At 63.3% G+C, this 11,731-nt stretch carries 12 protein-coding genes; 11 read left to right on the plus strand and 1 reads right to left on the minus strand.

All coding sequences use genetic code 11. From position 1 onward, the window contains the following. The 10 genes from JM946_RS19340 (at nt 1) to JM946_RS19385 (ending at nt 9,411) form a co-directional block, all read left to right on the plus strand. On the plus strand, nt 1-1,332 hold the full coding sequence (locus JM946_RS19340; protein ID WP_203169005.1) for a FliI/YscN family ATPase: 1,332 nt from the start codon (nt 1-3) through the stop codon (nt 1,330-1,332). Continuing rightward, entirely contained in the window at nt 1,332-1,856 is a 525-nt protein-coding gene (locus JM946_RS19345) for a hypothetical protein (protein WP_203169006.1), read from the plus strand. The genes JM946_RS19340 and JM946_RS19345 overlap by 1 nt, the downstream gene beginning before the upstream one ends. A gap of 257 nt (nt 1,857-2,113) precedes the next feature. After that, entirely contained in the window at nt 2,114-2,422 is a 309-nt protein-coding gene (locus JM946_RS19350; protein WP_203169007.1) for a hypothetical protein, read from the plus strand. Beyond that, nucleotides 2,406-3,512, plus strand: coding sequence for a type III secretion system cytoplasmic ring protein SctQ (gene sctQ / locus JM946_RS19355; protein WP_218042992.1), 1,107 nt, complete (start codon nt 2,406-2,408; stop codon nt 3,510-3,512). The genes JM946_RS19350 and sctQ overlap by 17 nt, the downstream gene beginning before the upstream one ends. Further along, a complete protein-coding gene (gene sctR / locus JM946_RS19360) occupies nt 3,509-4,162 on the plus strand; it encodes a type III secretion system export apparatus subunit SctR (protein WP_203169009.1) in 654 nt (217 codons plus the stop codon). Before sctQ ends, sctR begins: the two co-directional genes overlap by 4 nt. A gap of 1 nt (nt 4,163) precedes the next feature. Next, nucleotides 4,164-4,430, plus strand: coding sequence for a type III secretion system export apparatus subunit SctS (gene sctS / locus JM946_RS19365; RefSeq protein ID WP_203169010.1), 267 nt, complete (start codon nt 4,164-4,166; stop codon nt 4,428-4,430). Between the two features lie 2 nt (nt 4,431-4,432). Then, nucleotides 4,433-5,224 (plus strand): type III secretion system export apparatus subunit SctT, encoded by a 792-nt coding sequence (gene sctT, locus JM946_RS19370; RefSeq protein ID WP_203169011.1) that lies wholly within the window; start codon nt 4,433-4,435, stop codon nt 5,222-5,224. Beyond that, nucleotides 5,221-6,285 (plus strand): type III secretion system export apparatus subunit SctU, encoded by a 1,065-nt coding sequence (gene sctU, locus JM946_RS19375; RefSeq protein WP_203169012.1) that lies wholly within the window; start codon nt 5,221-5,223, stop codon nt 6,283-6,285. Before sctT ends, sctU begins: the two co-directional genes overlap by 4 nt. Nucleotides 6,286-6,312: 27 nt before the next feature. Then, complete coding sequence (locus tag JM946_RS19380) at nt 6,313-8,295, plus strand: flagellar biosynthesis protein FlhA (protein ID WP_322110953.1); 1,983 nt, start codon at nt 6,313-6,315, stop codon at nt 8,293-8,295. Nucleotides 8,296-8,370: 75 nt separating this feature from the next. After that, a complete protein-coding gene (locus tag JM946_RS19385; protein WP_203169013.1) occupies nt 8,371-9,411 on the plus strand; it encodes a DUF5924 family protein in 1,041 nt (346 codons plus the stop codon). 11 nt (nt 9,412-9,422) lie between these two features. Here JM946_RS19385 and JM946_RS19390 read toward each other — a convergent pair whose 3' ends face one another. Then, nucleotides 9,423-11,081: a phospholipase D-like domain-containing protein gene (locus tag JM946_RS19390; protein ID WP_203169014.1), complete on the minus strand. Its 1,659-nt coding sequence runs from the start codon at nt 11,079-11,081 to the stop codon at nt 9,423-9,425. A gap of 193 nt (nt 11,082-11,274) precedes the next feature. Here JM946_RS19390 and JM946_RS19395 point away from each other — a divergent pair, with 193 nt between their 5' ends. Next, nucleotides 11,275-11,721, plus strand: a complete 447-nt coding sequence (locus JM946_RS19395) for a cupin domain-containing protein (protein ID WP_203169015.1) — start codon at nt 11,275-11,277, stop codon at nt 11,719-11,721. The last annotated feature ends 10 nt before the right edge of the window (nt 11,722-11,731 follow it).

Below are 11,731 nucleotides of genomic sequence, written 5' to 3' on the forward strand. Positions count from 1 at the left end.
ATGCGCATCCACCAACAGCGCCCTCACTATCTCGCTGCTGCGCTCGATGAAGCGTTGCTCGACGTCGCTCCCGTCGAGTCGCGCGGTCGTGTGCTTGAAGCGGTGGGAACGTTGATCAAGGCCACGGGAGTGCAAGCCCGTATCGGCGATCTGTGCGAGCTGCGCACCAACGGCAGCTCGGAGCGCAGGTTTGCTGAAGTTGTCGGCGTGCAGAAGCAAGCAACGCTGTTGCTGCCGTTCGGAGAGCTCGACGGCATCTGCGTCCAGACCGAGGTGGTGAATTGCGGCCGCGCGCCGACGATTCGCGTCGGCAACGGCCTGCTTGGCCGGGTGGTGGATGGTTTCGGTCAACCTATCGACGGCCTCGGCCCGCTGAGTGAAACGGAAGACTTCCCGGTGCACAACCGACCGCCGAATCCGCTCGACCGCAAACGGATACAGCGCTCGTTGCAGACTGGCGTACGAGCGATCGACGCCGTACTCACTTGCGGTGAAGGCCAACGCACCGGCGTGTTTGCGCCGGCGGGTGCAGGCAAGAGCACGTTGCTCGCGATGATTGCACAGGGCACGGCCGCCGATGTGACGGTGGTGGGGCTGATCGGTGAACGTGGTCGCGAGGTCAGAGAGTTCATCGACAATGTTTTACCGCCGGGGCGCGCGGCCAAGACGGTTGTGGTCGCCGCGACGTCGGATCGTCCCGCGGGTGAGCGAGTCAAAGCCGCTAACGTCGCGACGGCGATTGCCGAGTTCTTTCGCCAGCAGAATCGATCGGTGCTGCTGCTGATCGACTCGGTGACTCGTTATGCACGCGCCTTGCGTGAGATCGGTTTGGCTGCCGGCGAGCCGCCGACGCGACGTGGTTACCCGCCCTCGGTGTTCTCGGCGCTTCCGACGTTAGTGGAACGCGCTGGGCAAAGTGCTCATGGGGCGATCACCGCATTTTATACCGTGCTGGTCGATGACGAAGAAGGCGATCCCATCGGCGAGGAGCTGCGGGCGCTGCTCGATGGGCACATCGTGTTGTCCCGTGAGTTGGTGGCAGCGGATCACTACCCAGCCATCGATGTCGCCGCAAGTCGCAGTCGAGTCATGAGCCATGTGACATCGAACGAGCACCGCAAGGCTGCGGCTGAGCTGCGTGAGTTGCTGGCGAAGCATGCGGACATTCAGGTGCTGCTGCAGATCGGTGAGTACAAGGCGGGGGCTGACGCCTTGGCGGACAAGGCGATTCGTTGCAAGCCGAATATCACCAAGTTGTTGCGACAGCAGTTGGGCGAGCGCGGCTCGCTCCCTGAGACCCTCGCGTTGCTGAGGCGGGCGGTGGAGTCGTGATGCGGTCCAGGGATATCGTCACGCTCGAACACTTGCATCGCGTTCGCGGTTCGCGGCTTGCTGCGCTCGAGCGCGATTTGCAGGCGAAGGTGGCCGTCCTTCGGGAAGTCGAAGACGAAGCAGAGGCTTGTCGCGCGGAGCTTGCTCAGGCGCGGCTGCAGCGCGATGCGTGGGAAAGCGAATGGCAGAGCTGGTTGAGCACGCATGGCGTATTGAGTCGCGGTGAGGATTACAACCGCTATCACGTCGTGCTCATCGCTTGGGAGCGCGATGTTCACGAACAGCTTTCTGAAATCGAAGCGCGGTTGCGGGTCGCTGCCGATGAGGTTACGAAAGCGCGGGGTGTTGTTCGCAAGGCGCAGGTGAGGTTGGAAGCACTCGGCGACAGACTTGCTCGCTCCCGTCACTCGCTCGCATACGCCAGGTCGCTTCGTCAGCATCGAGAGAACGAAGAACTCGCCACCATTGCCGCGCGCCGGGCACACGCCGCGTGGCTCTCTGACGTTGTGAGTGCCGGCGTATGAGCGACACTCGCCCTCTCCAGCTCACCCCGCCCACGTCCGGCGTAAGCCCTCGCTCCCCGGATCAGAGAGCGCTACAAACGGAAACGATCGCTCGCTTCCGCCAGGCTCTGAGCGAGCCCAGCTCCGCTCTGCCCGAACCAACGAACTCGGCCGCCTCCGAGGGCCGCGATGCGGGCTCGTTGGCGACAGGCGTGCCGGCGATGGCGGGTTCTCTTTACTATTCCCTGCCGTTGACTCAAACGGCGGCGCCGCCTGGGATGGCACCGGATTTAGAAGAAGCGGTGCGGCTGATCGAACAGGCGACCAGCGTCGCGATGGAACGCGCGGCGCGAGCCGATGCGTCGCGGTTCATTGTGTCTCTGGATCACGCCATCGTGGGCGGCGCGTCCGCCGAATTCATAAGAGACGGCGCCTTCCTCCACGTACGTTTGCTCGCGCGAAACGACGCGGCGTATCGAAGCATGTGGACGCATCGAGCGGAACTGGAAGAGCGGCTCGGAGCGAGCACGGGCCTGGTGGCGAGAGTCGAAATCATCGAGGGCTACGGCGATGGCCGCTCAGCCTGAGCAACTCCTTCCCATGCCGCAGCCCATCTCGCCGGCCACGTCGGAGCCCATCTCATGGGAGACCATCGATCCAGCGGTGCTACCCGCCATCGAGCGCCTGTTACATCGTCACGGCCCGGCGACCTTCAAAATCGGCGACCAGGAGCTGAATTTTTCCTGGGCCAACGCGCAACCAGGCGAGCACGCGATAACAGTCACCCTCGCCTCCGGCGCTCACAGCCTGCAGATCGAGCTCGACAACCTCGGCGCCATCGATCCACTCATGATCGGCGAACCCTTCGAGCTGCTTCCGCCAGCACTCCGCAGCCTGGTGGTCCGCAAAACCGTTGCATCATTGCTGACCAGCACACCGCGAGTCCTCGCTGAATCGCTGCAAGTGACAGACATTCAGTGGAAAGCGGCACTACGAACCGACTGGCCCATCAAGCTTGGCTTCCGCTTGCAACGCGGAGACGACGGCTGCGTCACTCACGGTCGACTTTCAGTGCCATCAGCTGCCACGCTGGCATGGCTCGACGAACAGCTGCCGGCGCAATCGAAAGCCCAGCGAGCGAACCTGCACCTGTTGCCTATTCCCATCCGTCTCGTGCTTGGACAAACCGGACTCACCACGTCGGCCATGCGAAAGCTGGAAGCCGGCGACATCGTCTGGGTGCAATCCGCACGTCACACGCGAGCCGGCATCAACATCGACTGCCGTATCGGCAATCTCAGCGCGGCGCTGGCCATGGTTCGCCACCGGCAGCTCCAGATCAGAAACGTCCAGGCGCTCACCATGAAACTGCAACCACAAGCGACGGCCACCGCCACTCCGCCCAAACCTGTCGCCATCGACAGCGAGCGCACGGCGCGAACACTGGAAGTGCCAGTCACATTCGATGCCGGCGAGCTCAACGTGCCACTGTGGCAGCTCGAACGTTTACAACCCGGCGCGGTACTCGAGCTGCCGCAGGACATCGGCGACTCGACCATTCAACTGCGCGTTGGCAACAGCCTTATCGCGCACGGCGCGCTCGTGGCCATCGGCCAACGCCTCGGCGTCCGCATCACTCACGTATATCTCGAAGAGAACAGCAGCCCGACAACATGACTGGCACTCCCGATCCCGTCGTCGTCCTGCTGACCCTGGCGCTGCTGTCGCTCGCGCCGCTGATCGCCATCATGGTCACCTCGTTCGCCAAGATCGTGATTGTGCTGGCGCTAGTGCGCAACGCCCTCGGTCTGCCGCAGATTCCGCCCAATCTGGTGCTCAACGGCCTGGCGCTGGTGCTGTCGATCTACATCATGGCGCCGCTTGCCACCCAGATCGCCGAGCGCGCCGAGCAAGGGCTGTCGAGCGGTCGCATGGAAGCGTCGAGTTTGTTTCGAATCGTCTCCGACGCACGAGAACCGTTGCGCGCTTTCCTCGCAAAACACGCGCGCCCGCGTGAACGTGACTTCTTCGTTAAGTCGGCGCATCAGCTATGGTCCGCGGAGCAAGCGCAATCGCTGCGCTCTGACGATCTGATGGTGTTGGTGCCGGCGTTCACGGTGAGCGAGCTGACGGCCGCGTTCACCATCGGTTTTCTGCTGTATCTCGCGTTCGTGGTCATCGATCTGGTGGTGGCCAACGTACTGGTCGCGCTCGGCATGATGATGTTCTCGCCCACCGTGGTCTCGGTGCCGCTCAAGCTGCTGTTGTTCGTGCTGTTGGATGGCTGGTCGAAACTCATCCACGGCCTGATCCTGACGTATCGCTGACATGCCGATCGAGCAACTTGCAACCAACGTCCAGGAAGCGCTGCTGCTGGTGCTGTGGCTGTCGCTGCCGGCGGTACTGGTGGCCGGCGTGGTCGGCCTGCTGGTCGCGTTCGCGCAGGCGATCACGCAGATCCAGGATCAAACCATCTCGTTCGGCATCAAGCTGATCGCGGCCATCGTGGCGATCGCACTCACCTCGGCCTGGCTGGGCGGCGAGTTGCTGAACTTCGCCAACCGCCTGTTCGATGCGATTCCAACCATCCGCTGACCATGGATCTGCAAAGCCAGTGGCAACAGATGCTGATGACGGTCGCGCTGCTGATGTCGCGCATGGCGGTGGCCTTCAGCGTCATACCGATTTTCCTGGGCAACAGTATTCCAGCTTTCATCCGCATCGCGTTTGTCGCCGGTCTGTCGACGGCGCTGCTGCCCATGGCGCTGCATGACCCGGCGATGAATTCACTGCCACTGTCCAGCTTGCTGGTGTATGTCGGCAAGGAAGCCGCGATCGGCCTGGTGCTGGGCCTGGCCGCAAGCGTCGGCTTCTGGGCGTTGTATGTGGCGGGCACCATCATCGAATATCAAACCGGCCTGTCGTTCGCGACCACCATCGATCCGGGCACGGGGCAGAACGATTCGATGGTCGGGACGCTGTTCATGCGCATGTTCACGGCGTTGTTTCTTATTGCTGGCGGCTTGTTGTCGCTGATCGGCATGCTGTTCGACAGCTATCGCATCTGGCCGCTGTCCAGCCTGCATCCGCTCGCGTCCAATCTCACCATCGTGCAGCTGCTGACGACCGGCGTGCTCAATCTCATCGTCATCGCAGTGAAGGTGGCGGCGCCCTTCGTGATCATCATGCTGCTGCTCGAGGTGGCGGTCGGATATCTGTCGCGCTTCGCGCCTCAGATCAACGTGTTCTTCGTCACGTTGCCGCTCAAGGTGCTGGCTCTCACGATCCTGCTGCTGGCTTACGGCACCATCGTCGCCGCCAACGGCGAATGGCTGCCCATGATGCGCTTCGACGCCATGCTGGCGCCGTTCGAGCGCGTGACGCCATGAGCCGTCAATCTTCGCAAGCCAAAACCGAGCAGCCGACGATCAAGCGGTTGCGTGATCTGCGCAAGAAAGGCGATGTGCCGAAAAGCGCCGACGTACCCGCGACGGTTGCGGTGCTGGCGGCAGTACTCTACTTCTCGGTTGCCGGCGCGCAGCTTCTCACCGGACTCACCGCGTTGCTGGAGAAGACCGCGAGTGCGGATTTTCGCGCGCTCGAGTCGCCAGCGAGCGTCGCCGATTGGACCCGCGGCCTGCTGCTGGAAGCGTGGCACATGATCTGGCCGTTGGTGGTCGTACTGGTGGCCGCCAGCGCCCTGGCCGCCTTCATTCAAGTCGGCAGCGTGTTTTCTTTCGCAGCCGTGAAGCCGCAGCTGTCTCGCGCCAGCCCGGTGGAAGGCATGCGGCGGCTGTTTTCACGCCGCAGCCTGATCGAACTGGTGAAGCTTGCGATCAAGACGCTGCTGCTCGTGACAGTGATCTGGCTGCTCGGCCGTCAGCTGCTTTCGACGTTGTTTCAAGCGCATTGGCTGCAGACCGCTCAGCTGCTGCCGCTGAGTACGCGAATGCTGAGCATCCTGTCGTGGGCGGCGTTGGGCGGCTTCATTCTGATCGCCGTCTTCGATGTGTGGTTCCAGCATTGGGACTATCGACGCCGCAACATGATGACCATCGAGGAAGTGCGACGCGAGCAGCGCGAGATGGAGGGCGATCCGCAGATCCGTTCGCGCCGCCGGCAGATCCATCAGGAAGTCGCCAACGCCGGCATGCTGCAGAACCTGCGACGCGCCAACGTCGTGGTCGTCAATCCGACGCACATCGCGGTGGCCTTGTACTACGAAGCGGGCGAGACCGATCTGCCCGTCGTGGTCGCCAAAGGCGAAGGCGACCTTGCGCGCCAGATCCGGCGGATCGCCGAGGAAGAAGGCATCCCGGTGATGCAGAACATCGATCTGGCGCGACGACTGCAAGCAACCGTACCCGTCGACCAGTACATTCCCGATGAGCTCATCGAACCGGTCGCGGAAGTGCTGCGATGGGCGCGCTCGATCGGGCGGACGCCCTGAGGCGCGCGGCAACCCTATGGAGCGAACGTGGCGACGATAGCAAAGGACATTCCCAGCTCGATCCCGTGGCGCGCGGCGCTGTTACAAAACAACATCCTGCTGACGCTGCTGGTGGTGGCGGCGATCGGCATGATGATCCTGCCGCTGTCGCCGCTCATGCTCGATCTGCTGATCGCGGTGAATCTGAGCATGTCGGTGCTGTTGCTGCTGGTCGCGCTGTATGTCAGCTCGCCGCTCGGGCTGTCGACCTTCCCGTCGCTGCTCTTGTTCACGACGCTGTTCCGCCTCGCGCTCAATATCGCATCGACCCGTCAGATCCTGATGCACGCGAACGCGGGCGACATCATTTTCACGTTTGGCAATCTGGTGGTGGGCGGCGACATCATCGTGGGGGTCGTGGTGTTCCTGATCATCGCGATCGTGCAGTTCGTGGTGATCGCCAAGGGTGCCGAGCGCGTGGCGGAAGTCGGTGCACGCTTCACTTTGGACGCCATGCCCGGCAAACAGATGAGCATCGATGCGGATCTGCGCGCCGGACTGATCGACAAGGACGAAGCGCGTCAGCGCCGCAGCCGCCTGGAACGCGAAAGTCATCTATACGGCGCCATGGATGGCGCGATGAAGTTCGTCAAAGGCGATGCAATCGCCGCGCTCATCATCGCGGCTGTGAATATTCTTGCGGGACTTGCGATCGGCACGCTGCGCAAGGGCATGGACCTGAACCACGCGTTGCAGACCTATGCGGTACTGACGATCGGCGACGCGCTGGTGTCGCAGATTCCGTCGCTGCTCGTCTCCATTTCGGCGGGCATCCTGATCACGCGCGTCGCGGATCCGAGCCGAGCGGCTATGCCCGGGCTCGGCGACGAAATTGCGGACCAGTTGAAGGTGCATCCTCGCGCGCTGCTGATCGGCAGCGCCGTGATTCTCGCGTTGATGCTGATCCCGGGCTTTCCGAAGCTGCCGTTCTTGCTGCTCGCCGGGTTGGTGGGCGCGGCCGGCTATGCGTTGCTGCCGCATCGGCGGCGTTACAAGCAGGCGGGCGATCGGCCGATGCCTGTCATGCGCCGCGAGGGCACCGAGCTGGTCAGGCCGTGGCTCGACGCCACCGATCGTTTGCTCGCCGTGCCGTTGTCGGTCGAGGTGTTTCCGACCATCGATCGTTACTTGCAACCGGACGCGCTGGAGATCGAGCTCAAGCTGATCCGCCGGGTGCTGGAAACCGATCTCGGCGTACCGTTTCCGGGGATCGTCATGCGTCGTACGCCCGAGCTCGCGGACGGCGCCTATCGCATTTGTATTCACGAGATTCCCGCCGCGCATGGCGAGCTGCGGTTCGACCGCTCCGAGGCCAGCGAAGCGCCGGAGAAAGTGCTTACTCGCCATGTGTTGTTCGTATTGAGACAGCACGCCGACGAGTTCATCGGGATTCAGGAAACGCAGCTGCTGCTGAAACGTCTGGCCGATGAATACCCCGACCTGGAACGCGAGCTGCAACGGAACATACCGGTGCCGCGGCTGACCGATGTGTTGAAGCGCCTGGTGCGCGAGGACATCTCGATCCGCAACCTGCGTGAGATCGCTCATGCGCTGGTCGAGTGGGCGCCGCGCGAGAAGGACACGACGCTGGTCACCGAATACGTGCGGACCAGCCTGTCGCGTTACATCTCTTATCGGTTCGGCAATGCCGGCGCGGTGTCCGCGGTCGTGCTCCATCCGACTCTGGAAGACCGGTTGCGCCAATCGCTGCGTCAGACTTCAGCGGGCACGGTGATGATGCTCGATCCGCAGGCGCGTCGCGAGGTCATCACCAAGCTGCGAGCCAGCTTCGCATCACGCAGCACGCCGGCGCCGGAACGCGCGCCCACGGTATTGCTCACTTCGCTGGAGATCCGCCCGCACCTGCGCAAGCTGATCGAGCCGGAGCTCGGGCGCATCCCAGTGCTGTCTTACCAGGAGCTGGAGCCGCGCGTTCGCATCGACCCGGTCGAGTCGGTGTCGCTGAGCTGACGCCCTGAACGAGGCGCTTGACGCCGATCGCAAACATCTTCCTTTTTGTCTCCGGCTCGGCGACTCTTTCGCCACATGGAGACAGATTCGACGACGACTGAAATTCCTACCAAGGAGCGCGAATCCGGGGGCGCCTGGGTGCGGATTGCCCACGTCGTCGAACGCTTGCCCTGGCTCATTCCCACGATCAGTTTCGTCACCGGCGTGGTCGGGTTCGTGATGGTGAAGCGTGGCGCGGGCCTGGCGCGCTATGTCGCCGTGGCCGCCCTGGCAGGTTGGCTGTGGCTGCTCATCGAGCCCCTGGTCCGGCGCTATCTCGAAAGTCGCCGCTCGGGCATCGGCAAGTTCGTTTCCAACTTCCTGACCCAGTCGTTACAGCAGGAAGTGCTGTTCTTTTCGCTGCCGTTTCTATTCGGCGCCCTGCAGCGGGATATCGGGCAGATCATATTCATCGCGATCGCTGCGGGCGCCGCGCTGCTGACTGCGCTCGATCCATTGTATGAGCGCTGGATCGCGGCCCGCGCAGCCACGCGCCTTCTGTTTCATGCCTACTGCAGTTTGATCGCGGCGGTGGTAGTCGTGCCCATGGTCGTGCATCTGTCGCTGGACGAGGCGTTGCCGCTCGCACTGGCTGCCGTGAGCTTGTGGTTATTACTCACATCGCCTATGTCGCTGCGCTCACTGCGATCCAGTCGTCACCGATGGCTGTGGGTGGCCTGCTCCGTGCTTGCACCGGCGCTGATATGGGCATTGCGCGCTCATGTGCCGCCCGCGGGTCTGGCAGTGACCCAAGCCGTCATCACGCAATCCATCGACGATCTGACGCCCGGCCCGCGCGTTCGCACACTCACAACGGCTGAGCTCGCCTCTGGTGTCGTCGCCTTCGCCGCGATCCGTGCGCCCAGCGGTGTCGCGCAGTCCATCGTGTTCGAATGGCGTCATCGCGGTGACGTCGAGAGCATCAGCTCGGAAATCCGAGGCGGCAACGAGCAGGGCTGGCGCACCTACTCACGCAAGCAGAGTTTTCCGGCGAATGCGCTGGGGCGCTGGATCGTGGACGTGAAGACGCCCCAGGGTCAGCTGCTGAAACGAATGCAGTTCACCGTGCAGCCCTGACGGGCACGGGCTCACTTCGATGTCTCGGTGTCGGAGCCGCGCGCGGACGCCGTCGCAGGGGGACGCGGGTCGCTGGCTTTCTTTGCTTGCTGCGACTCGAAATAGCGCAGCGACGTTTCTGCTTCGACCTGCAGTTCATCGATCACGGTAGTCACGCTGCGCGTGAGCGTTTGTAGATGAGGCAATTCGTCCCACCACGCGCCGGCCCCCAGTGCTACGAGCCCGAGCACTGCTACTTGGGCGAAGAGTCCGCGCGATTTGGAACGCGCAGTTGGCGGCGGAATCCAGTGACAGTCGCGATCGAATATCGGCACCAGTAGCGGGCCAAAGTGCGCCGGCAGTGTATCCGGGCGCAAACGAACAAGACGCCGCTGGCCGCACGTCAGCGTGGGAAGCTGGGCGAGCCCATGGACCCGCACGACCTCGGCAACGGCGCTGGACGTCATATTGGAATGTTCCGCAAGCAAGCCGTTGCGCAGCTCGAGCATGCGCTGGCGATGCTCCGGCGTACTGGCTTCCAGCACCAGATTGCATTCGACGTCGAAACCCATGGAGCGCCGGTTCAAGTTGGCCGACCCGACCGTCAGCCAGCGATCGTCGAACAACCCCAGCTTGGAGTGCAGATTGATGCCTTCGCTGCCGCTGAGCGCCGCGACCAGCGGCACGCGATCGGTCACCCCATTCTCCGCCAGCACACGATAGAAACGTTGCATGCCGTGACCCATGGTGTGCAGCTCCGCTGCCGTCTTCGGACGTTCCATACCGACCAGCAGCCCCTGCAAGGTGGGCACTTGCCGGCAGCGAGCGGCAATGGCCTGAGCGATGTCGGGGCACGTGAAGTACTGGTTTTCCAGATACAACGAGTGTTCGGTGCGAGCGATGGCGGCCAGGTAGAACGCCTCGACTTCCCTGACGGCAACGGTGCACGGTGGCGAGGGGAGCGTGCGGCAGACGCCCGCAGCGATGCGATGGAAGTGCACCGGCAGTTCTTCGGGCCAGCACGCCGAATCCACCTGCACGGGCGCAGGAGCCTCGCCTGCCGGCCAGTTCTCCCGCAGATAGGCGGCGACATCGCTGACGATGGGGCCGCTGACACACAGCTGTGTGTCATGCACCGGCATGTAAGGCTGTCCGTCCACATTGGAGCGCCGGGGATCGTCCGGCGCATGGTCGCGAGTGTCCCAGCGGCTGTGAGTCAGATCGATGCCGCCGACGAACGCCAGCGCATCGTCGATGACCACGACTTTGTGATGCACGCAGCCGGTCGTCGGGTGCTGCGCGTCTTCGTAGAAATGAACGCCGCGCGCTTCGAGCTGCTCACGCGTATCCACTTCACGGTCGTCACGATAGAACCAATGGTAGTTCCAGCGAGTCACATGGACCTGCAGGCCCGGACGAGTGCGCAGCAGATATCCAAGCAGCTCTCCCAGTTGCGTCGGCGCAGACAGCGCCTCGCCGGATGCGCCCGCGGCGATCGGCAAGTTGACGCGACTGTCGATGTCCCAGCCGGCGATAAGAACCAGCTTACGGGCGCGCAGCAGGGCCGCTCTCAGCGCGGCGAAGTACTCCTGGCCATCAACCAGCAAGGTCGCCCGCTCGGCAAGCGAGGCGCGCCAGCAGGTTTGCCCCGGCCGAAGAATCGATCCATTGTCCGTTGGTCTGGGGAGCATAGCCCTCTTCTAATATGGGTGAAGTTGCATTCGCTCAACTCCACCGCGGGCCAGTCGTTCCAACAGCCGCGAAATGGCCTTGGCGCTGGCAGCAGTCGCCGACACGGCTACGGAATTCGGCTGACAAGTACTCGCCGGTCGCGTACTGTCACGCGGCCATCTGCTTGCATTCCAGCTTCGAGGAGCCTCTGTTGTGATTACTCCGCGCGATATCACGATTGCCGCCGTATCCGTGGCCGCCACGTTTGCGATCACTGCCGTCAGCGCGCCCAAGCCCATGGGCTCGGTGGCCATCGCATGGGGCGACGTTCCGGTCCAGCAGGAGGAAGTACGCGCTGTCCGCCAATTCCTGCGGGCGCCGACCGCGACGCTCGACGAGTTGGAGCTGCATGTCACCACCCTGCCCGCCGGCGCGACTTCACATGCGCCTCACAAGCACGCCAACGAAGAACTCGTCATCATCAAGGAGGGCGAGGTAGAGGTGCTGGTGGATGGGCAGATGAAGCGCGTGGGCCCGGGCTCGGTGGTGTTCAATGCCTCCAATGAGATGCACTCGCTGCGAAACATCGGCGCGGGGCCGGCGACCTATCACGTCATCAACTGGACCTCGTCGGCCACGCCGTCCGCCAGAAAACAGTAGTCCGCCGCGG

It is taken from the genome of Steroidobacter gossypii (assembly GCF_016801985.1).
Taxonomy (GTDB): domain Bacteria; phylum Pseudomonadota; class Gammaproteobacteria; order Steroidobacterales; family Steroidobacteraceae; genus Steroidobacter; species Steroidobacter gossypii.

Bases quoted from the DNA above. Each gene is read 5' to 3' on its own strand.
- JM946_RS19340 (WP_203169005.1), top strand. From the start codon at position 1: ATGCGCATCCACCAACAGCGCCCTCACTATCTCGCTGCTGCGCTCGAT.
- JM946_RS19345 (WP_203169006.1), top strand. From the start codon at position 1,332: ATGCGGTCCAGGGATATCGTCACGCTCGAACACTTGCATCGCGTTCGC.
- JM946_RS19350 (WP_203169007.1), top strand. From the start codon at position 2,114: ATGGCACCGGATTTAGAAGAAGCGGTGCGGCTGATCGAACAGGCGACC.
- sctQ (WP_218042992.1), top strand. From the start codon at position 2,406: ATGGCCGCTCAGCCTGAGCAACTCCTTCCCATGCCGCAGCCCATCTCG.
- sctR (WP_203169009.1), top strand. From the start codon at position 3,509: ATGACTGGCACTCCCGATCCCGTCGTCGTCCTGCTGACCCTGGCGCTG.
- sctS (WP_203169010.1), top strand. From the start codon at position 4,164: ATGCCGATCGAGCAACTTGCAACCAACGTCCAGGAAGCGCTGCTGCTG.
- sctT (WP_203169011.1), top strand. From the start codon at position 4,433: ATGGATCTGCAAAGCCAGTGGCAACAGATGCTGATGACGGTCGCGCTG.
- sctU (WP_203169012.1), top strand. From the start codon at position 5,221: ATGAGCCGTCAATCTTCGCAAGCCAAAACCGAGCAGCCGACGATCAAG.
- JM946_RS19385 (WP_203169013.1), top strand. From the start codon at position 8,371: ATGGAGACAGATTCGACGACGACTGAAATTCCTACCAAGGAGCGCGAA.
- JM946_RS19390 (WP_203169014.1), bottom strand. From the start codon at position 11,081: ATGCTCCCCAGACCAACGGACAATGGATCGATTCTTCGGCCGGGGCAA.